22 protein-coding genes and 2 pseudogenes are annotated in these 19191 nt (G+C 38.0%); 20 read left to right on the top strand and 4 right to left on the bottom strand.

Going from position 1 to position 19191, the window contains the following annotated elements:
- Positions 1-148 precede the first annotated feature (148 nt).
- The 11 genes from istA (at position 149) to ACUUHJ_RS21080 (ending at position 12119) form a co-directional block, all read left to right on the top strand.
- Positions 149-1651, top strand: a complete 1503-nt coding sequence (gene istA / locus ACUUHJ_RS21130; RefSeq protein ID WP_472298126.1) for an IS21 family transposase — start codon at positions 149-151, stop codon at positions 1649-1651.
- Positions 1648-2367 carry an IS21-like element helper ATPase IstB gene (istB, locus tag ACUUHJ_RS21125; RefSeq protein WP_092272886.1) on the top strand — a complete coding sequence of 240 codons (720 nt, stop codon included), beginning with the start codon at positions 1648-1650 and terminating at the stop codon, positions 2365-2367. Before istA ends, istB begins: the two co-directional genes overlap by 4 nt.
- Positions 2368-2596: 229 nt before the next feature.
- A complete protein-coding gene (locus ACUUHJ_RS21120) occupies positions 2597-3169 on the top strand; it encodes a hypothetical protein (RefSeq protein ID WP_472299819.1) in 573 nt (190 codons plus the stop codon).
- A gap of 1366 nt (positions 3170-4535) precedes the next feature.
- A complete protein-coding gene (locus tag ACUUHJ_RS21115; RefSeq protein ID WP_472299818.1) occupies positions 4536-5000 on the top strand; it encodes an NUDIX hydrolase in 465 nt (154 codons plus the stop codon).
- Positions 5001-5098: 98 nt separating this feature from the next.
- A complete protein-coding gene (locus tag ACUUHJ_RS21110; protein ID WP_472299817.1) occupies positions 5099-5452 on the top strand; it encodes a hypothetical protein in 354 nt (117 codons plus the stop codon).
- Positions 5449-6795 carry a nucleoside 2-deoxyribosyltransferase gene (locus ACUUHJ_RS21105; protein ID WP_472299816.1) on the top strand — a complete coding sequence of 449 codons (1347 nt, stop codon included), beginning with the start codon at positions 5449-5451 and terminating at the stop codon, positions 6793-6795. Before ACUUHJ_RS21110 ends, ACUUHJ_RS21105 begins: the two co-directional genes overlap by 4 nt.
- Complete coding sequence (locus tag ACUUHJ_RS21100) at positions 6782-7402, top strand: 7-cyano-7-deazaguanine synthase (RefSeq protein WP_472299815.1); 621 nt, start codon at positions 6782-6784, stop codon at positions 7400-7402. Before ACUUHJ_RS21105 ends, ACUUHJ_RS21100 begins: the two co-directional genes overlap by 14 nt.
- A 392-nt stretch (positions 7403-7794) precedes the next feature.
- A complete protein-coding gene (locus ACUUHJ_RS21095; protein ID WP_472299814.1) occupies positions 7795-8502 on the top strand; it encodes a hypothetical protein in 708 nt (235 codons plus the stop codon).
- 748 nt (positions 8503-9250) lie between these two features.
- Positions 9251-9688, top strand: a complete 438-nt coding sequence (locus ACUUHJ_RS21090) for a hypothetical protein (RefSeq protein WP_472299813.1) — start codon at positions 9251-9253, stop codon at positions 9686-9688.
- A 69-nt stretch (positions 9689-9757) separates the two neighbouring features.
- Entirely contained in the window at positions 9758-10147 is a 390-nt protein-coding gene (locus ACUUHJ_RS21085) for a helix-turn-helix domain-containing protein (RefSeq protein ID WP_341870806.1), read from the top strand.
- Between the two features lie 829 nt (positions 10148-10976).
- Positions 10977-12119 (top strand): PepSY-associated TM helix domain-containing protein, encoded by a 1143-nt coding sequence (locus tag ACUUHJ_RS21080; RefSeq protein WP_472299812.1) that lies wholly within the window; start codon positions 10977-10979, stop codon positions 12117-12119.
- 165 nt (positions 12120-12284) lie between these two features.
- On the opposite strand, the pseudogene ACUUHJ_RS21075 reads toward ACUUHJ_RS21080, so the two are convergent.
- A pseudogene (locus ACUUHJ_RS21075) lies at positions 12285-12545 on the bottom strand (tyrosine-type recombinase/integrase); the annotation flags it as partial.
- A 260-nt stretch (positions 12546-12805) separates the two neighbouring features.
- On the opposite strand from ACUUHJ_RS21075, the gene ACUUHJ_RS21070 reads away from it, so the two are divergent.
- Positions 12806-14020: an IS256 family transposase gene (locus ACUUHJ_RS21070; RefSeq protein WP_289673754.1), complete on the top strand. Its 1215-nt coding sequence runs from the start codon at positions 12806-12808 to the stop codon at positions 14018-14020.
- A gap of 237 nt (positions 14021-14257) precedes the next feature.
- Here the strand turns inward: ACUUHJ_RS21070 and ACUUHJ_RS21065 are convergent, their stop codons facing one another.
- From ACUUHJ_RS21065 to ACUUHJ_RS21055, 3 genes and pseudogenes are all read right to left on the bottom strand, one after another.
- The gene (locus ACUUHJ_RS21065) at positions 14258-14455 is read right to left on the bottom strand and encodes a hypothetical protein (protein ID WP_289673765.1); all 198 of its coding nucleotides are present in this window, start codon (positions 14453-14455) and stop codon (positions 14258-14260) included.
- Positions 14456-14503: 48 nt separating this feature from the next.
- Positions 14504-14572, bottom strand: a pseudogene (locus ACUUHJ_RS21060) (hypothetical protein); the annotation flags it as partial.
- Entirely contained in the window at positions 14563-14709 is a 147-nt protein-coding gene (locus ACUUHJ_RS21055) for an Arm DNA-binding domain-containing protein (RefSeq protein ID WP_289673764.1), read from the bottom strand. The pseudogene ACUUHJ_RS21060 and the gene ACUUHJ_RS21055, both read right to left, overlap by 10 nt.
- Positions 14710-15235: 526 nt before the next feature.
- Here ACUUHJ_RS21055 and ACUUHJ_RS21050 point away from each other — a divergent pair.
- The 8 genes from ACUUHJ_RS21050 to ACUUHJ_RS21015 all read left to right on the top strand — a co-directional run bounded on the left by ACUUHJ_RS21050 (position 15236) and on the right by ACUUHJ_RS21015 (position 19104).
- Entirely contained in the window at positions 15236-15481 is a 246-nt protein-coding gene (locus ACUUHJ_RS21050) for a hypothetical protein (RefSeq protein WP_472299811.1), read from the top strand.
- 31 nt (positions 15482-15512) lie between these two features.
- Positions 15513-16127: a BUD32 family EKC/KEOPS complex subunit gene (locus ACUUHJ_RS21045; protein ID WP_289673763.1), complete on the top strand. Its 615-nt coding sequence runs from the start codon at positions 15513-15515 to the stop codon at positions 16125-16127.
- A 57-nt stretch (positions 16128-16184) separates the two neighbouring features.
- On the top strand, positions 16185-16412 hold the full coding sequence (locus tag ACUUHJ_RS21040; protein ID WP_289673762.1) for a hypothetical protein: 228 nt from the start codon (positions 16185-16187) through the stop codon (positions 16410-16412).
- Between the two features lie 307 nt (positions 16413-16719).
- Positions 16720-16953 carry a hypothetical protein gene (locus tag ACUUHJ_RS21035; protein ID WP_472299810.1) on the top strand — a complete coding sequence of 78 codons (234 nt, stop codon included), beginning with the start codon at positions 16720-16722 and terminating at the stop codon, positions 16951-16953.
- 31 nt (positions 16954-16984) lie between these two features.
- Positions 16985-17407 carry an HD domain-containing protein gene (locus ACUUHJ_RS21030; RefSeq protein ID WP_472299809.1) on the top strand — a complete coding sequence of 141 codons (423 nt, stop codon included), beginning with the start codon at positions 16985-16987 and terminating at the stop codon, positions 17405-17407.
- 156 nt (positions 17408-17563) lie between these two features.
- Positions 17564-17845 carry a hypothetical protein gene (locus ACUUHJ_RS21025; protein WP_472299808.1) on the top strand — a complete coding sequence of 94 codons (282 nt, stop codon included), beginning with the start codon at positions 17564-17566 and terminating at the stop codon, positions 17843-17845.
- A 34-nt stretch (positions 17846-17879) separates the two neighbouring features.
- Positions 17880-18083 carry a hypothetical protein gene (locus ACUUHJ_RS21020; RefSeq protein WP_472299807.1) on the top strand — a complete coding sequence of 68 codons (204 nt, stop codon included), beginning with the start codon at positions 17880-17882 and terminating at the stop codon, positions 18081-18083.
- Between the two features lie 619 nt (positions 18084-18702).
- A complete protein-coding gene (locus tag ACUUHJ_RS21015; protein WP_289673758.1) occupies positions 18703-19104 on the top strand; it encodes a hypothetical protein in 402 nt (133 codons plus the stop codon).
- Positions 19105-19191: the final 87 nt, after the last annotated feature.

The raw sequence follows: 19191 nt of genomic DNA, 5'->3' as shown, positions 1-19191 counted from the left end.
TTAACCACCGATAAGTAGTGTGTTTGGCAAAATAAAAGTACACACTTTGGCAACCGAAAAGTGCAGACCATTTCCGAACATGAAAAAAGCCTTGCCAGCTAACTAAACAACCCCCTACTCTTCTATTTGCGGAACAGATAGGAGAGGGATGAAAGGAATGCTGGCAATGGCTCAACAATACTATATCAAATACTTGCGGGACGTAAAAGATCAATCGATCTCCCAGATAGCAGAACAAACTGGTGTTAACTGGAGAACAGCAAAGAAATATGCAGATTGTTCGGACTGGAACAAAGAAGAGTGTCCTCTTCGAGGAAAATTCCCTATTATGGAAGCTTATCGTGAGCAAGTGGATACTTGGCTTATGGAAGATCAAACCCGCCCCAAAAAGCAGAGGCACACGGCAAAACGTATCTATGATCGCCTTGTTTCCGAATTTGGCTTTGCAGGATCAGATCGTACCGTACGGTACTATGTTGCCAAGCGGAAGTTAGAACTGCAAATCGAAAAATCGGAACCTTATATTCGTTTAAAACATCCAGGTGGAGAAGCTCAGGCGGACTTTGGAACATTTCAAGCAATTATTGGCGGTGAACTGGTAGAGCGGAAAATGTTGATCCTCTCCTACCCTTACAGCAACGCGGCATTTGTTTTTGTTACTCCGAAGGAGAACACCGAGTGTTTCTTGGAAGGGTTACGGCGGTTATTTGAGATGAGCGGCGGAGTGCCTAATCGAATCTGGTTTGACAATCTTTCAGCGGCAGTTGTATCTGTAGGAACCGATGGAAAGAGAAAGCTTACAGACGAATTTCAACGATTTGCTCTTCACTATCGCTTCCAGCCTGTATTTTGTAATCCAGCTCAGGGAAACGAAAAAGGACATGTTGAGAATAAAGTTGGTTATGCACGAAGAAATTGGTGTGTTCCATTACCTGTAGCCAATGATTTGGAACAACTACAGTATGTTATCAATCAGCAAGCCTTTGAGGATTTGAAAAGACTCCATTATGCGAAGGGAGTCTTACAGCAAGAGCTTTGGGAGCGAGAGAAAATCAAGCTTTTGGAACTTCCTCTCGTACCTTACGAGGCTTTCCGTTTAGAATCCGTAAAAGCCAATGGATACGGTGAAGTTCTCGTTGATCAAAAAACGTTAAAGGTTCCATCTATCCGTTCTCACGAACGAGTATGGCTGAAGTATTGGTGGAACAAAGTAGACGTACTAAATGACAGCTATGAAGTCCTCATTTCACTACCAAGGGGATATATAGACGAGCCGATCCCAATTGATCTGCAAACGCTGTTGGAGCCACTTTATAATAGGCCGAAGGCTCTCGATTACAGTTCTGTCCTTGCTTTGCTTCCCAGCCAAACAAAAGCTTTTCTTCAATCTGTGGAAGGAAAAAGTCGCAAAGCAAGAATCGGCTGGATCATTCGAATGCTAAGAACATACCAAATTGAGGAGATCGAAAGATGCCTTACGCAAGAAAAGCAGGATGATGTGAGTCGATTGGAGCATGTTCTGTACCGTTTACGTCATCCAGAGATAATCCCAACACCTATGAAAGACAATCGAACACCGTCTGTTTTCGTTGGGTATCAGCCAGATCTTTCGAGATATGATCAACTTCAACGGACGGAGGTACGAAAATGAGAGAAGAATTACGTCAACTATGCAAGCAGATGAGATTAGCACATGTCATGAATATCTATGATCAAGTACCGTTTGAACACCCAACTCAGTTTCTTCATGCGGTTCTATCAGCGGAACGAAGTTCCCGTGAGCAGGGAAAAATCCGACGATTGTTACAGAAAGCAAGATTTACGCAAATAAAGACTTTTGAAGGGTACTCTTTCGAGTCGGTTTCGCTACCTGAGAGTGTAACGATTGAGGAATTGAAGAGAGGCTCGTTTGTAGAACGAAAGGAAAATGTTATTTTGCTGGGTGCCGTAGGCACAGGAAAGACGCATCTGGCCACGGCAATTGGTGTAGAGGCGTGTAAACAGGGGAAAAATGTGAGGTTTTATCGGGTTGCAGAGTTGGTTTCCATTTTGCAAACCAAGTTTCATGCTGGCAATCTACCGAGATTTCAGAAGGAATTAATGGATGCTGATTTACTAATCTTAGATGAGTTAGGATTTGTTCCGTTTCACAAGGATGGTGCTGACCTACTTTTCCATCTAATCTCAGAATGTTATGAGCGAATCAGTGTCATTGTTACCTCGAATTTGGAATTCAGCCAATGGAATACGGTTTTCGGAGATAACCGTTTAACCGCTGCCTTGATTGACCGTCTTGTGCATCATGCTCACATCGTAGCTTTCACAGGAGAGAGTTATCGCCTTCGGCATGCTCTTTCCCACCGTTAATAATAAAAATTTAGCCTGGCAAGGCTATGCACAAAATGGCTGCCGAACTCTGCACTTTTTACTTGCCAAATACAATAAGTAGGGGGGATTGTTCTGCACTACCTCCTATAAAGCCTCAGACCACATCGTTTAAGGTTTTAATCGTGGAGGATGCCTCACAATGAAGAAAGTGTTTTTTTGTAGACAATCTCTTTAAACTTCCTCAATATGTTAGTGTGGAGGTGTGTTGGTGAGAAAGAAGGATTTAAGATATATGTCAGAAAAAGAAGTTAGGATTTACTTTTGGATACTGTTAGGTATTACTAGCTTTTCGATTTTTTATTACTTATTGTCGTTCATCAAAGATTCGGCGTTTACCACGGATGTTATATTAAGCATTATTCCAGGGGCGATTACTGGATGGTTGGTAAGTCGTTATTTTCGCGAGAAGGATAGAAAACAACGAATTGCCTATTCAATCTATGGTCTTCAAAAATACTTGCTACAAATTCGACATCGCTTGGATGATTTAATTACGGCAAGTAAGCATCCAGGTGATGCAAATTGGGGAGTTTTGCTGGATAAATTAAGAGATACTCTCTTGAACGAACCTTATTCCATTTTTCTTGATCTAGACGACAATGAGATAGACGATGAAGAGACAAGAATGGCTAGGATCGAGGCATGTACGATTGTCAGTAGGCTTGAAAAAATTGTTCTTCAAGATAGAGAGTGCCCAACCTATTTACAATCGATCGCGTTTAGTAGGGATATTTTAAGAGCACGTCGTAAGTTACTTAATTGTAAGAACAAATATAAGTAAGATACGACATATTCCTGACCGTACTCTAATTAGAGAACAGTCAGAGCTATAAACCCATATGTATCAAGGCTTCACCGCCCACTGTCCTCTAATTTGCTGACACTCGCGACTGTCCTCTAATCCGAGGACAGTCAAACTTTTTCCTTCATTAGAGCGCGAAGCCTAAAGAAAATCTTTAAAGAAAATATTAAAGAAATATACTCGCGACATGTCACTCGTACTTAGAGTGGCATTTTTTTATTACAGAGAAAGGAGGGAGAAAGTCGTGTTTTAATAGAGAGCCGATTGGTAGGTAATAGCTATTAGATCGCTTAGAAATTAAGATCAGTTTTTTGGATGAGTACAAATACCCTAGAGGGATGAACAAAGAGCTAAAACGTGATTATCTAATTGCGAAACTCAGCTCAAAATCGATGCTAGGAATATTTACGGGTCCTTCTGGAAGTCTGGACAACTGCGGGTGAAGCGAGCCCCGAAATCCCGCTAGATTTTATTTTTGAAAATTACTTTCGCTTTTGCTTAACCCGACCCCCAGAGGCGACATTTTTAAAATTTGGCTTCATCTGATGACCTGAAAATCAGTACCACTACAATACGACTTTAAAACGAAAGTGAGGTGGGAAAATTGGCGAAACCAAAAGCGAAAACGAATCAGCTGCAACATCGAGAAATTTCCATGTCAGAATTGGCTTTAATAGTGGGTAAATCAACGCAGTGGCTTCGCCAATTGACGAGGGAAAATGTTCTTGTTCAGGTAGGACGGCAGAAATACGCTCTGAGGGAGCTGTTCGTTTCTCAACGTGATTTGATATCTGGGAGAAGATGTTAAGCAAGGGGTGTCTATTGATTGGTCTGCAGATCCCAAAAGCGTCGAACCGAATGAAATGCTCAGAAGCGATTGACCGGATGCTTACACCTCTTGGAATCTGGCTGGCGACCTCTTCGCTCGGACAGCCGTTTATTGAAAACAAGAGTAAAAATCTCTGGGTGGGGTTATTTCTGTCTGCAAAGAGAAGGAGCCATTTGACTTCTACGAGTTTTATCGGCGCTGAGAAGAAATGGGCTTGCCATAGTCGGTGGGAGGGGAGTGGGGGTGGGCGTGGCTGGTCACTAGAATGTACCGAATTCCTGTGAGAGAGGACATTCCGACCAAGACGAGACGGTGTTAAAACGGGAAATGGTCCTACGGTGAGATCCGGAGATGGCTTTATTTTTAAAGAAGATTTGGCAAGATAGCTGTAGAAATCATGTTATTTTGTATTAGAACATTTTTACAATCATACGTTCTATCTTGACTGCACTACTATACTCATTGATACTTTAAATTGTTAACAGCAGGATGCAGAAAAGAAAGGGGATGGAATAAATGTCAAGTTTATTCACGTTATGTGTTGTACGAGAAGATGACAAGATTCTTGTGCAAAAACGAGAAAAAGCCCCTTTTAGGGGATATTGGAATGCTCCTGGAGGAAAGGTAGAGAGAGCCGAGACGCCGATCGAAGCATGCTTTCGTGAGGTCAGAGAAGAAACGGGATTACATCTTAACGAGATAAAATTTAGAGGTGTCATTACTGTAAGCACAAGCAGAAAATCTCAATCTACATCTGCCCTTATGATTTTTGAATCTGACAATTTTTACGGTGATTTATTAAGTTCAAGTGAAGGTGAAATTGAATGGGTGGAAATAGATAGAATTTATCAAAGTACTAATGTGCCAGACAGTTTTAGCTATCTATTACCATATATTATTGAGAATCAAGGTGTCATAACAGGAAAATTAGTTTACGAAAAAGACAGGCTTGAGGTATTTGATGTATCTCTGCATGCTTAATAATTCAATTAACCACCATTAATAGGTGGTTTTTTTATTGACCGTAATTTCAATTATTTGTAGAATGTAGTCAAATCAACTGGTTAGGGGTGGGAATTATGGGAAGTAGTGGAGTTGGTCAGTTTGGTAATCTGAAACCCGGGAAAGATGAAGATAAATGTTTATTAGCAATAAAGGAGGTATCTTTGGAAGAGGTTGCTCGATCTGAGTATAGTCAAAGTATTGGCGGAGTGCCTTCAATAATGCAATCAGTGAGGGTAAGAGAGATTCTCCATAACAACCGTATAGCTGTAGAAAGTATTGAAACACGACTCGTAGTTGGGTATCTTCCTAGTAAATATAGTTACCTCTTGAGCTGTATGAAGAAAGGGATTACTTATGAAGGTAGAATAACTTATAGTGCTGCTTTACCATTTGAAAAAGTCATAGTTGATTTGGATGTTATTCAATGACAAAATTACTTATCATTGGAGAGGTTTTTACAGACGTACATGAGCATCAAATGGAAGATGGGCATCTAGTAAGATTAGGTGGTGTTTTTCACAGTGCCCGGTCACTACATGCTTTAAAGCAGACGTATTCTCTTGCAATCTTTACTCCTTCTTATTTAAAGAAGTCAATAGAAGAGTATGCTGGTAGGCTTGGATCATCTTCATACTACCTCATTGGCGATATCCAAAACTGTCCTAATATTATTACGATAACTGATTCAACTGAGGCTGGTCACCAGGGATATCAAGATTTACTTAAGGACCAAGCTGAAATATCCTTTGATAGAGAGAGATTGGCAACTGCTATAAAAGAGTTTGAACCAACAGACATTCTAATTTACCCTGGGAAGTTCGAAATGTCAGACTTATTTGAAGTGTTGATTGATTTTAAAGGAAGGATGCATGTTGATTTCCAGTATGGAACCGATCATGTGCAGGTTTTTAAAGATAATAATATTAAACTTGAAACGGTGATACTTTCTACTTCTGCAGAAATTTTTAAAACCGTATGTAACGGCTCTTTTGAAAAACTAATCAGATTCTTAAATATTGAGTTCACGAATGGAATTTTACTTAAGGAAAATCGAGGAGGTTCAAGATTTTATAACTGCAAAACAATGGAATTGACCACAGCACCTGCATTTCCAACTGAAACGATGCATTCGGTTGGAGTAGGCGACTGTTTCAACTCGCTCTTTATTACTTGGAGAGATAAGGAATTCGATGTAAGCAAAATACTGCGAACAGCCTCCTATGTTTCATCATTTTACGCTAGTACCTTTTGTCATGACATTTTTGTGGATTACCTTAGACAGCTTTGTGACTTAGAAAATACTATTCCATATTTGAGTGGCACTGAATTACACTGGGAAGACAGGGAAAATATTCATGTCTATATAGCTGGTCCTGATTTTGATTATGTTAATACCCGATGGATAGATTGTGTGGAAGAGTGTCTACGGTATCATAACTTTTCTTCACATAGGCCGGTGAAAGAAAACGGCCAGATAATAGGAAACGAGACTGAAGCGCAACAACAGGAAATTTACAATAAAGATTTATTATTACTTGATAAGTGCTCAATTTTAATCGCAGTTTTAATATATGATGACCCTGGTACATTCGTAGAATTAGGCTGGATGGCTCATCAAAGGAAACCTACCATTCTGTTTGACCCTGATAGAAAAGCTACTAACCTTTTTTTAAGAAAAACAGCTACAGTGGTGTGTCATACAATTGGAGAGGTCATTGATAATGTGTTTAGTTTAATGGGACAAAAGGGGATTTACAATGATAAAATATGATGCCTTGTTGATGGCTTCTGGTGGAATGGATTCCACTGTTATGGCTTTTTGGCTTCAAAAGCAAGGTAAAAAGGTTCTTCCTCTTTTTATCGATTATGGTCAACACTTTAAAGATACAGAACTGAATACTTTGCAGAATGTTTTGCCTGAAGGAATGCAGAAAGAAATTGAAATTATTTATATTGGTGACATCTATCGACATTCTATTTCTAGAATGATTATTGAACCTAATTTGTGGGAAGATGATGTGGAAGCAGATGACTTGTACCTACCGTATCGTAATTTGCTATTCTTGTCTGCTGCGGCATCATACGCACAATCTCTTGGAATAAAGGAAGTATATTCGGCCTTTATTAATTCAAACCACGCCAAAGAGATCGATTGTTCAAAAGATTTTTTTGATCGATTAGGTGGTCTACTCGAAAATTTTGGAACAGTACAAATAAAGATGCCGTTTCGTGATTTCTCTAAACAAGAAGTAGCGTTACTTGGTTTAGAACTAGGTGTTCCGATTGCGATCACATATTCTTGTCAGGCTCACAGTAATACTCATTGTGGAGTGTGTCCAAACTGTGTAGACCGGCTTAGCGCTCTAAATAATGTGTGATACATTTAGGTCAAGGTAGTAACCTTGGCTTTTTCTTTATGTGTGTTCATGTTGTTAACATGTTGTACAACAAACATTCTTAATAGGGATCTTTTAAATGGAAGAAATGGGTTTGTCAATTGAATTGGCATCAGGTAAAAAAATCATAAAATCTAAGCAATTCGGTGTACGTGTAGTTATTACTTATCAGAACAAGTTACAGAAAGTAAATGGGACTGATAAAAAAATTGAGTGGGAAAGAAAGGAGAAGACTAACAAGTAATTTAAAGGTATCCCTCTATGGGCAAGTTTAGAATCTGCCGTATTTAAAATGATCACATAAAGCATAATGTTAAAAATAGTAAATTCATTGTATAATGACAGATAAAACTTCTTCACTTGCGGGTGACATTATGGATTATATGTTAAGCACAATTAGTTCAATTGCTTCAATTATTGGAATACCATTGGCAATTTATCTTTATTTTAAGCAACAAGAAGCAAAGCTATCGAAACTAAGGCAAGAAATCGTGAAAATTTTATCAAATCATATAGGTACTGGAGAGGCATTGTCTCAGTTTGAGCTAAAGGCTGTTATAGCTTCAAAAATACGAGAAAATAAAGAAAAACATAACGTAGTTACAGTTCAAGAAGTTATTGAGGATTTGATTACCGAAATTATTTCGAATCGTTTGTTACCAAGTGAGCGTAAAAACATTATTATTAAACAACTTAGGTTAGTTTATCAAGAAATATCAATGATTCAAAGTGTCAAGAAAAGCGATACTGAAGAAATTGAATCAGGGAAGAGAATGGACGTTGCTAAAACCGAAACATCAATATCAGAGAAGCAACAACCAGATGCTCTTTTTCAAATCTCACAGAGAAAAATACTAAGTAGTAAACTACCTTTGGTACTTGGAGGTCTTAAATCAAGGTTGTTCATGTTTTTGACGATGATAATTTTTATAGTAGTATATTTTGGTGTTACCTATGTCGTACTTAAACAAACAAATCCAGAAATGTTGAATTTTGCGATTGAAATATTATCAAATATGAGCCCAGGTATGTTAATCTCTATAGTTGCTTTAATACTATTAAACATACTAACAAGGAAATAGACACTTATTAACGTATTAACACGATGCAAAGAGCGGGTCTGAATCGTAGTTTCTCTTAATAAGAGGAGAGGATATTACAAGATTCCCTTTAAGGAATACACAAAGATGGTAGAAGTTTAAAAGTAGTTTAATGCAAGCACAAAGAACTGGCCATTATTAGTTTTATTTCAACTGCCGATATATGTCACATAAGCGTTTATATAGAACCATAGGTGTCGAGAAACCGTTAACTGATTTTTACTTCTAGAATTTTAAAATAACAAAAAACTTTCTACTATTAGTAATACGAGCTTTTTTGTTAATTTGTTATTAGAATTGAGTGCGGAGCCAGTAGTTGATAAGATATTTACATACCTCTATCTTTCAGCGGATACCCTTGCATTTTCAGTAAAGGTACTTGTTGTTGCAACAAATCTTCCTACACAATTTGTTTGATCATTTGAGAGTGTTTGATTACGAATGGCTCGAAAATCGTTAGAAAGTGGGGGCCGTGGGGTCCGCTCATGCATCAATGTGAAACAAGGTCTATGTGTCCGTGATCAACCTATCACCTAGCAATCGAACGGGTTTTCACGTTTTGGTTACTGAACGACAGATTCCGTTAAGTGAGGAGATTCTATAGGCCGTCACTGGGCTGCTTTATCTTGAAGTATGGTATTAGGTGAAGTTCCTACTGATTTATTTTGATAATTGAAATCTAGTATGCGAGGATATCTGAAAAGATAGAATTAAGAAGGGGACAAGTAAAATGGACAATACAATTTCTATTAATCTCCAAAGTACTAATGAGAAAAACCCTCCTAAATGGGCAATAGGGAAACAAGAGATTCGTTTTTGGTATTATGAAAATGAACATGGGGAGCAGTGGGTAGCTAAACTTGATAAAGATACTCTAAGAGTATCAGGTTTAGATATAGGCTGGAAAGAGATAGAACTCTCACTTGAACAGGCGGAAGCTGAAAGAGAGAGGATCACTGAAATATTATTACTACTTTCTATTTCAAAAGTTCCTAACATTGGGGAAACATTTGCCCGTTCTTACATGGAGACAGCCACAACTCGTCAAACACCTGTTCAAAAACTTCCTCTTTCTGAATGGATTCTTAATAACGGAGAAATGCTTTGGATTGCCTCAGTTTTAACTGCCGCTATTCCATATATGAAATGGGAGAAAGAAAAAAATTAGTATCAGATTGTTAGCACCTACGTGGTGTATTTTTTTTATTTAATAACTTAAACTAGCAGGTGAGAAGGAATGGATCACAACTTCCTATCAGACAAACAGATTTCAGAGATCGAGGAAAGGTACAAGAGTCTGCAGCAGCTCATGATGATGGATGTAGATGCGCTGATTAAAGAGGTACGTGCATATCGGGAGCTACTGAAGAATACGGAGAAAGAAAAGCTTAAATCAATGGGGACAGCACGATTGGATCAACTACGATTGGATCAACTACGAGTGGATGAAGAGATGCTGAAGGATTATCATGATGTTCTAACTCCTAAGGATATTCAAAAGATACTTGGGATTAGCGTCAATCACGCTTACGAATTAGTAAACTCTGGTCAATTTCATGTGGTTCGGATTGGACGATTATTCAGAATATCAAAAACGGTTTTTCTCCGCTGGTTAAAGGGACAATGACGGCTAGAAAAGTGGTGCCGAATCTGGTGCCGAAACGTAAAAATGGGCACCAATAAGAGCTAATGCCTAATAAACATATCAACCAACAGAATGCTGTAATATCAAGGTTTATTCAACTTCAACAAAACATAACAAAACTGGTCTGGCGTCTTGACAGGGTGGGGGTCGCTGGTTCGAACCCAGTCCGGATCACCATAATATGAAAACTCAAACCCCTTGGTAGACAAGGGGTTTTTCTTATTTTGTATGTTTATAGACTTGTCCATTTTTGATACGAATATCAGTTGCTCTGCGATTTATTGAAAATCTTACCGAAAAAAGTGGGGCATTTCTTTTTTCGTCATCCGTCATAAAACAGGAACGAATGTTCTTGGTGAAAAGGGTGATTAGATTTGATGTCTGACATTGAGCGGAAGGTATGAAGCGTGATCGGAAACTATTCGGCAGGTCGGCGTAGAACATCAACAGTAGATGAATTGTGTATCAAGACAGGTCGTGATAGAGGTGGCATCATACAATACTAGAAGTGCTTTTAAAAGAGGACTACATGGAGTGGCATAAGTCAGAGCCAGATAAGATGGACGTTTTCGAAACGTGGGAACGAAAGGGACGGTTTTGTGACTAAGCATATCAAACCTAACGAAATACACATACTGATACTAATTTACTAATTTTCTATTTTAATATTTAGTTATTGAAATATTTATAACTATTAAATGTAAATAAAGATGAATATAATGGCATATTTTTAATAGTTATAAATATTTCAATTGACAATGATAATCATTCTTTCTTATTATTTATTACGTTCATAATTTCATACTACTTTTTGAAAGAAGGAATTTATATTACAACACGTAGAATCATCTCAAAAATTCATTTATGGCTTAGTATGTTAGCAGGGGTTTTTATAGTACTCATTGGCTTAACGGGAAGTTTGCTTGTGTTTGAACCGGAAATAAACAGCATGCTGCATCCTAATTTCTATAAAGTAACGGAAGGTGAAAAAGTTACGTATCAGCAAGCCTTGCAGGGTGTATCAGAAGCACATCCGAAAGGTCAAATTGATCGTGTATACACTCCAAATGAACCTAACGCTCGAGGAGTTTATTTATTCCGCCTTAAAGAAGGAAAGGAACAACTAAACATATTTGTAGATCCAGGAACAGGATACATAAATGGAACATTAGGGGATAAAGGATTATTCAAGCTAATAACGGAGTTTCATGAAAAGTTGCTGTTAAAAGACTTCAATGGTGAGAAAATCATCGGTATGATTGGATTTATTTTCTTGTTCATTACATTATCAGGATTATATTTATGGTGGCCAGGGATAAAAAAATGGGCACGTGGGTTTATTTTAAGACGTAATGCCAACCCTTATGTACGGCAATATGATCTACATAAAGTCATTGGTGGAGTTTCCATTCCGTTTTTATTGGTTGTTTCGTTAACAGGAGCACTTTTCGCGTATGATGACATGATTTTTGGTTGGTTTGGTGCAAAAGCAAAGGTGATGCCTCCAGAAGAGCAGCTTATCTCAAAAGCCCTTCCCAGTGGTAAGCTTCCACTTGATGAATTGTTCAGTAGGGCTGAAAAAGAAGTACCTCATGGAACACTTATGCAAGTTAGAATGCCCAAAAAGGTGGAAAGAGGAAACCCAGAAGGAGCAGTGGAATTTCGTATCAGCAATTCATTTGATCCAGGCAATGGAAATGTAAAAGTGTGGATAGATCAGTATAGCGGAAAAGTAGTGGGCAAGCTAGATCCACATGTTAATAGTGGGCTTATGTATCAAACATGGCACCTTCCATTACATACAGGTAGTTTTGGTGGATTATTTACTAAAATTTTGTATGCTATCGGTGGTCTTACTCCATCTATACTGATGTTCACTGGAGTCTATATGTGGTGGTATAAGAAAAAGAACAAGAACAAACGGAAACAGAAAATCGACACAGCCGAAGTATAAACACATGGCGACGATGTGAAATCCGTGGGGGTCGCTGGTTCGAACCCAGTCCGGATCACCATATAACGAAGGCTGAAACCCTTGGTACTCAAGGGTTTTTCTTATTTCTTGCTTTGATTAGCCACAGTCACTAACCTCCATATTCTACGATTTGGGTGGCAAATACTATTCATTAACTGTTGACTTGAAAAAACTCCTTCCAAGCTCTTCCGCAACATCTTTTTGCAAACTCGGTAAAACATACGTGTAAGTATCAAGTGTAATTTTAATGGTGGCATGACCCAGTCGTCCGCTTGCTACTTTGGGATTTACACCTTGTACAAGTAGAAGTGTTGCATGGGTATGACGTAAGTCGTGAAATCGAATTTTGGGAACATCCACTGTTTTAAGTAGGCGCTGATAGGTTCTATTCAAATTTCTGGGTGATTGTGGCGTGCCTAGTGTTTAATCGTTAAATACTTCAGCTGGAATTGTTATAGATCTTCTGCCTGCTGCCGGTTTAGGTAATGGGGAGAATTTATGCCCATCGTGAGATAATGTTTGCTTCACATAAAGAATCCCTTTTTCTAGGTCAACATCCTTCCATATTAACCCCAAAATTTCCCCTTGATTGAGTCTGTAAAATATTTTGTGTAAACTCTCAACCTCTAAACTACAATTAGGAGTAGAAAGGTTGGGAGATTTTTATGATGTCAAAAGAGCAGATCAAGCAGTGGATCAAAGAGAAAAACATGAAGTCAGTGGACGACGTGCAGTCAGCGTTAAAGGATCTATTCGCAGACACGATCCAAGAAATGCTGGAAGCTGAAATCGAGTCCTCTCTTGGATACGCCAAGCATGACATGAAAAACAAGCGGACAACCAACAGCCGCAATGGGTATAGCAAGAAAACCGTCCGTTCTGAGTACGGGGATGTTGACATCCAAGTCCCTCGAGATCGAGAGGGTGATTTTGAGCCGAACATTGTAAAGAAACATCAATCCAATGTGACAGGGATCGAAGATCAAATTCTCGCCCTCTATGCCAAAGGCGTATCCACACGCGATATCCAAGACCATCTGCAACAGCTCTATGGCATCGAAGTCTCACCAACGCTCATATCCAATGTAACGAATAAGATTGTACCGATGATCAAAGAGTGGCAAAATCGCCCCTTACAAGCGGTTTATGCTGTTGTTTTCCTTGACGCCATTCACTTTAAGGTAAAACAGGACGGAGCTATCGTCAATAAAGCCGCCTATATGGTCATTGGTATTGACCTTGACGGTCATAAAGATGTGCTCGGGATCTGGATTGGGGAGAATGAATCAGCAAAATTCTGGCTGCATGTACTCAATGAACTGAGAAATCGTGGAGTGCAGGATATTCTCATTACGAGCGTCGATAACCTTCGAGGCTTTACAGAAGCCATTTCAGCATGTTATCCGAAGACGGAGATTCAGAAATGTGTCATCCATCAAATCCGAAACTCCATCAAGTATGTTTCCTATAAGGATCTAAAAAAGATTACGTCCGAACTGAAACCCATCTATAAGGCTCCAACGGAGCAAGCTGCATTGGAAGAACTCGAGCAATTTGAACAAGCCTGGGGCAGTAAATATCCCTTGATGGTTCGTTCCTGGCGAAATAACTGGGATGAGATTGCGACTTTCTTTAAATATCCCCCAGAGATTCGAAAGCTGATCTATACAACCAACGTCATCGAGAGTTATCATCGACAGCTCCGAAAAGTGACAAAGGGAAAAGCCATGTTTCCCACAGACGATGCCCTTCTGAAGATGCTATATCTCGTGACCATGGATGTTCTGCGAAAGTGGACGGGACGCGTCCAGAACTGGGGACAGATTCTCTTGCAGCTATCCGTTTTCTTTGAAGATCGAGTACAGCCGTACATTCGGTAACAAATGAAAGGCTTCATCCCCGAAGGGATTATCTTTCTCTCCACCAATGCGTCAAGGGTTCGCTTCGCCTTACGCCCTTGACTCTATTGGCTTCGAAAAAGAGGTCCCAATTAGGGGGATGAAACCTTTTCATATATCGGTTGATTGAGTTTACACAAAAATCTTGACAGACCCCCTTGATTCATTCCAGTTGTAAGAGCTAACAAAAAAGGCAACTTAGAGTCTAGCGGTTTGTGCTTACTTCGGAAACGTTAATGACTGTTCGTTGTCCCGCACTTGCATTTCTTCTTTAACAGCTTTTGGTCTATCAACTAGATCAACTACATTTTTTGATACCATTTGCCAGCGTTCAGCTTTATTAAATGAATCCTTAATGATGGTGTATATTTTTTGCATAGTGGAACCAGCGTAATTGTTCTTACTTAATTCAAGCATGAATTTCTCAACACGTTGAGAAGTAATCTTTGAAATCTCTAGATCACCTAATGCGGGAATTATATGCAGACATACCCAGTCACTGTAACTTTTCCATGTACTTTCTCTTACACTGATCTTTTTTGAGTTGAGCCACTCAGTACTATAGATGGTTCAAAGTAATCACCTTTATTCGCAGCGCTTAATAAATCTGCTAATGCTTGTTGAGCCTCTTTCTTGGTTTCAAAGCGCTTTTTTTCGAATCCTCTTTCCATTCTCATCTACTCCTAGTGTTGCTTCGTAGTACCAAGAATCCCTTTGTTTGTCTTTTTAACAAAACCAGTCGCCAATAATATCACTCTTTTAAAGTTAGTAAGTATCGGGGTCTTACATAGGGAAATATAGCATTAAATCAATTGATCACCTATCTGATATTGCCAATTCTGACTGTCTTTCCATCTTTGTTCATTCAAGTATAGAGATGCTCATGCTATGTGTAATATTTGGTATAATTTACATATGACTATAAATTCGATTTTAGGGTTATGAAGATATTCTGTTCAGAATTAAACTGTGATGGTACTAGTGGCAATTATAAATGTTCAACCTACAAACCGAAGCTTGTCAAAAGCATAAACAATTCTTTAAGTCTATCAAAGGAAAAAGATGTCACTATAAATGGAGATTGTGTATTTATTGTAAGAAATTCCAAAAGTAAAGAAGGCGTCATAGATGAATTGAATATGAAAATGAAATTGTAGAAATAAATGTCTAAATTTAACGGGAAAGAAGGAGTTATTTATGAACTATCGCTTTGAATTAATGGAGGTCAATTTGCTCCCCGATTATAAGGAAGTATCCTTAAAGTACATCGCAGATGACGAAGGAGTAGTGATGCTAGTGGACACTGCAAAATTCAAAGTATTTAGTGATGGCTTAATTGAACATGATAGAAATCACTTTAAAAAGTTTAGAGATGCAAGAGAAGCAAATGAAGTCATGGGCAAATGTATTGAACATCTCAGTTCTCAGCGTCATTCGCTATAAAATCAAAGATTTTAATTAGGGAGAGTGTTGCATGAATTACCCTTTAGTTGTTGCAGTTATAAAAGAGCCTTATTATCAGATACCTGATTGGTTGAATACAGATGTGGCTTATACTGAATATGTCAAGTTAACAGGTCAAACTACTAGTCATGAAGTTGATTTGTTTATTGCGATGCTTTTGGGATACAACAATATAGACATTAAGGGTACACCTCATGAAGTGTTAAAGCGATTATTTGATGAATCAGATGTAGTAATTGGAGGAGGAATCTATTTCGAAAGCAATGATAGGATAATTCCTCCGAGTTGTTGTTCTGGTCTAGAAGCTTGGAGAGATGTGCTAGATAGTGTTATTAACAGGAAAAGCCCTTGGATGGGTCATAATCCAACACCAAGAATGGAATTCGCTGATAATAAAGTGCGTGTTTGGTCGGATGATTGTAATGAAGAAGATGTAGACGAGAATGAACTGTACTATATTGATTTTGACTATGTGGAGTTTATTGCAAAGCTAGAAATGGTTGAATCGGACTTAATGGAATTTGCAAGAGTGCCTCTCTTCAATAGATTTTTAGAGTTTGACCTTGAGTTAGCCAATGATGTGGTGAAAAGGTTTGAAAGTTGGTTTATCTTCAAAGGTGACTAAGAGGGGCAGTAAAGGAGTGAATAAAACGGTAATTTAATTAGGAGGCTTGTTGTAAAAATGGATTATTTAAACTATGAAGATCAGTTTAAAGAAATTTTAAACCAAGAGGAAATAAATCGTATTCAAAATCTTCAACTTAGAGAAATCAGAATGAAGTATTGGAGATTAAGACACGAAGCATTTATTGATGAACGAAATATATCTGATAGGGATTCAAAGAAAATATGGACTGAATTGATTCGTCAGGAGCAAGAAGAATTGCAGCGCTTTAAAAACAATAAATGAAAACAAGATTTGATAAGAAAAAGGTGACGCAATGCACACTTTTATCAAACATGTAAATGGATACACGATCAGACATTGGACTCTGGGTGATGTGTTTTACATTCAAGAAGGTGAGGAATGGATTATTACCTATTTGTTTCACACAGGAAGCGATTTACTCAAGCCTCTAAATCAAGAAACTGAAGTAGAAGTTTACAGTAACTCATATAGTGCGATCAACATTTTTAATAAAATCGGCGTCAGAGTAGAGGAAAAGAATAGGTATCTTGATTAAATTGGCATTTCATCAAGAATGGATGAATAGAAAATGGAAGCTTATACCAAAATCGAAATGCTAGAACTTATTAAAGCAATGGCAAATAGTCAGCTACTGACTCTGATATATGAAACGGATTCAGATGAAGATTTCGATCCAAAGACATTGTGGAGCACAACAGGCATAACTTACTTACAGTGGCTGGATGCATTATGTGATGAAGGCGTTAGGCGAGGACTATTGCTTACTGAACCAAGTAAGGATATTCGAGATGATTCCTTTTAAATTGGGGAATTCATGAGGAAGGAGAATGCAAATGAGTACATTAGAAAAAGCAATTGTGATTGCAACACAAGCTCATGCTGGACAAGTCGATAAGGGTGGCAACCCATACATACTCCACCCTTTGCGAATCATGTTAAAGATGTCGACTGTAGAAACTATGATATCAGCTGTTTTACACGATGTGCTTGAGGATACAGATGTTACAGTGGGAGAACTTCGAAATGAAGGGTTCTCTGAGGAAATCATTGCGGCAGTTATTGCTTTGACCAGAAATGATGACGAAACATATATGGAATTCGTTAGAAGAGCAAAGCAAAATCCAATCGCAAGGTTGGTGAAGTTGGGTGACTTAGAGGACAATAGCGATTTGTCAAGGATTCCAGAGCCAACTGAGAAAGACCATGAGCGACTGCTACGCTATAAGAGAGCCATTAAAGAACTGCTTTCAACATAGAACGAGAAAGGGAAGCACAATGCTCCGATTTGGAAAGGACTGCTTGAAGTAAATGATGATTTTACCTTAATTAAATACACTATACTTCTATTAGAACATATGTGGTATTAAAGAAGTCATATGAAATGTTAATTTGAACGGGAAAGAGTGAAAGAGATGGATAAAGAAGAGATTATTACTTTTGAGCACTTTATGGCAATGTATTACTGCAATAATAATGAGAAGCCAACGCAAGGTATACTTGAAAAATACAGTAGCTTTTATCGATCAATGGAAGATCAAGAAGTGGTAGATGAACTTCTGAGAGATTTGGCTTTGATCAAGACCGAAATATTTGACAATGAATTAAACGATATTTTAAAACGATATGGTTTTGGAATTTCAATAAACGAATTTCGCCTATTAATCGATCCATTGATTAGCGTGTTAAAACAATAAAATGAAATCAGGGATTTATTAGATGTTGCTACCCATGACAAAGATTCCAAAATCAATTCAAGGATGCATCAGCAAAGCAGCTAAATACAACGAAAAAGCAAGAGAACAACACGATATTTTTGAAACATGGATAACAGTGAATTTTGGTGCAGACTTGATAGAAAACGATAGTATTAGAGATATGATAGTTGATGGGATTGAACAGACAAATCTCGAATGTATTGGATCGGAACAATAATTATTATGGCAGATACTATTCCTATATGGATGATCAAGATGTGGCTGAAAGTAAAGAGCAATCCTCTGACTATAGAAAAGTGTACGATGGAAATTGGTATAAGTAATTGTTTGATTCGGAAACCTGTTGCTTAAATGTAACAGGTTTTCTAAATATAAAGGGATTAAGATCTGAATAGCGAAGAGAACCTAAATAAGATTATTGAATTACTAACGTCTCAGAAACTTCCTGTACTTATTTACGAGAAGAGTTTTATTGCTCTCGATGTGATGCCACTGTCATTAGAAATGATTGAAGAAGATAGTATCTAGTTGAACTTGATTATGTACTGGACGATGTTCTGGCGATAGAGAGAGGTTAATAATACAAAATTAAGTGGAAGGTTTTATACATATGTGTTTGATGGATGGTTCATATATGAATGTCAGAAGGCTGCCGATTGCAGTCTTTTCTTTTTATAAACCGAATCCCAGTTTGTTTTATTTCGTACTAAGAAACTGTAATGAAAATGTAATAAACAGAATTATTTACAATATATGGTAATTAATGTATATTGAAATTGCCCAAATCAAACTTCGAAAATGATTTCGGGCACAAAGAAAAAGTGGGAGTGGTAAGAATGAAGAAGTTAATCACTGGTATTGCAGCATTGGCAATTATGACTTCAGCAGTTCCTGCATTTGCAAAAGAAGCACAGCAAGCTCCAACGAACACAGTCTCTACAAAAATTTCTGCATCTAACAAAGCTCTGGCATCCTATGTGAGAATGTATGTAGATTGGAATGATGTCCCCAACGCAGAAACTTACGAAGTATCTGTTACAAATCTTACTGATAGTTACGTGTATGAAAGAAATAGACGTGCAACTAGTGATTTTACCACTGGGGATCTTTATGTAGGAAAGAATTTCATTATTTCCGTTGTTGCGTATGATAAAAACAGCAATACCATAGCTTCAGGAAATACAGGCGTATTTCAAGCAAAAGAGAACGTGACCTCCACATATATTTGGATTAGATAGGATAGCAGATTCAAGGAGAATCAACAGACTGTTGCCCCATGACAGTCTGTTGATCTTATATTAAATAAAAAAATACAAACACTGATT

The organism is Brevibacillus schisleri (assembly GCF_055685845.1).
This window is presented reverse-complemented; position numbering and strand designations above follow the sequence as displayed.

Bases quoted from the DNA above. Each gene is read 5' to 3' on its own strand.
- ACUUHJ_RS21100 (WP_472299815.1), top strand. From the start codon at position 6,782: ATGATAAAATATGATGCCTTGTTGATGGCTTCTGGTGGAATGGATTCC.
- ACUUHJ_RS21095 (WP_472299814.1), top strand. From the start codon at position 7,795: ATGGATTATATGTTAAGCACAATTAGTTCAATTGCTTCAATTATTGGA.
- istA (WP_472298126.1), top strand. From the start codon at position 149: ATGAAAGGAATGCTGGCAATGGCTCAACAATACTATATCAAATACTTG.
- ACUUHJ_RS21040 (WP_289673762.1), top strand. From the start codon at position 16,185: ATGGATTATTTAAACTATGAAGATCAGTTTAAAGAAATTTTAAACCAA.
- ACUUHJ_RS21085 (WP_341870806.1), top strand. From the start codon at position 9,758: ATGGATCACAACTTCCTATCAGACAAACAGATTTCAGAGATCGAGGAA.
- ACUUHJ_RS21050 (WP_472299811.1), top strand. From the start codon at position 15,236: ATGAACTATCGCTTTGAATTAATGGAGGTCAATTTGCTCCCCGATTAT.
- ACUUHJ_RS21035 (WP_472299810.1), top strand. From the start codon at position 16,720: ATGGAAGCTTATACCAAAATCGAAATGCTAGAACTTATTAAAGCAATG.
- ACUUHJ_RS21025 (WP_472299808.1), top strand. From the start codon at position 17,564: ATGGATAAAGAAGAGATTATTACTTTTGAGCACTTTATGGCAATGTAT.
- ACUUHJ_RS21055 (WP_289673764.1), bottom strand. From the start codon at position 14,709: ATGGAAAGAGGATTCGAAAAAAAGCGCTTTGAAACCAAGAAAGAGGCT.
- ACUUHJ_RS21105 (WP_472299816.1), top strand. From the start codon at position 5,449: ATGACAAAATTACTTATCATTGGAGAGGTTTTTACAGACGTACATGAG.
- ACUUHJ_RS21110 (WP_472299817.1), top strand. From the start codon at position 5,099: ATGGGAAGTAGTGGAGTTGGTCAGTTTGGTAATCTGAAACCCGGGAAA.
- ACUUHJ_RS21065 (WP_289673765.1), bottom strand. From the start codon at position 14,455: ATGCTTGAATTAAGTAAGAACAATTACGCTGGTTCCACTATGCAAAAA.
- ACUUHJ_RS21015 (WP_289673758.1), top strand. From the start codon at position 18,703: ATGAAGAAGTTAATCACTGGTATTGCAGCATTGGCAATTATGACTTCA.
- ACUUHJ_RS21020 (WP_472299807.1), top strand. From the start codon at position 17,880: ATGACAAAGATTCCAAAATCAATTCAAGGATGCATCAGCAAAGCAGCT.
- ACUUHJ_RS21030 (WP_472299809.1), top strand. From the start codon at position 16,985: ATGAGTACATTAGAAAAAGCAATTGTGATTGCAACACAAGCTCATGCT.
- ACUUHJ_RS21045 (WP_289673763.1), top strand. From the start codon at position 15,513: ATGAATTACCCTTTAGTTGTTGCAGTTATAAAAGAGCCTTATTATCAG.
- ACUUHJ_RS21090 (WP_472299813.1), top strand. From the start codon at position 9,251: ATGGACAATACAATTTCTATTAATCTCCAAAGTACTAATGAGAAAAAC.
- istB (WP_092272886.1), top strand. From the start codon at position 1,648: ATGAGAGAAGAATTACGTCAACTATGCAAGCAGATGAGATTAGCACAT.
- ACUUHJ_RS21115 (WP_472299818.1), top strand. From the start codon at position 4,536: ATGTCAAGTTTATTCACGTTATGTGTTGTACGAGAAGATGACAAGATT.
- ACUUHJ_RS21070 (WP_289673754.1), top strand. From the start codon at position 12,806: ATGATGTCAAAAGAGCAGATCAAGCAGTGGATCAAAGAGAAAAACATG.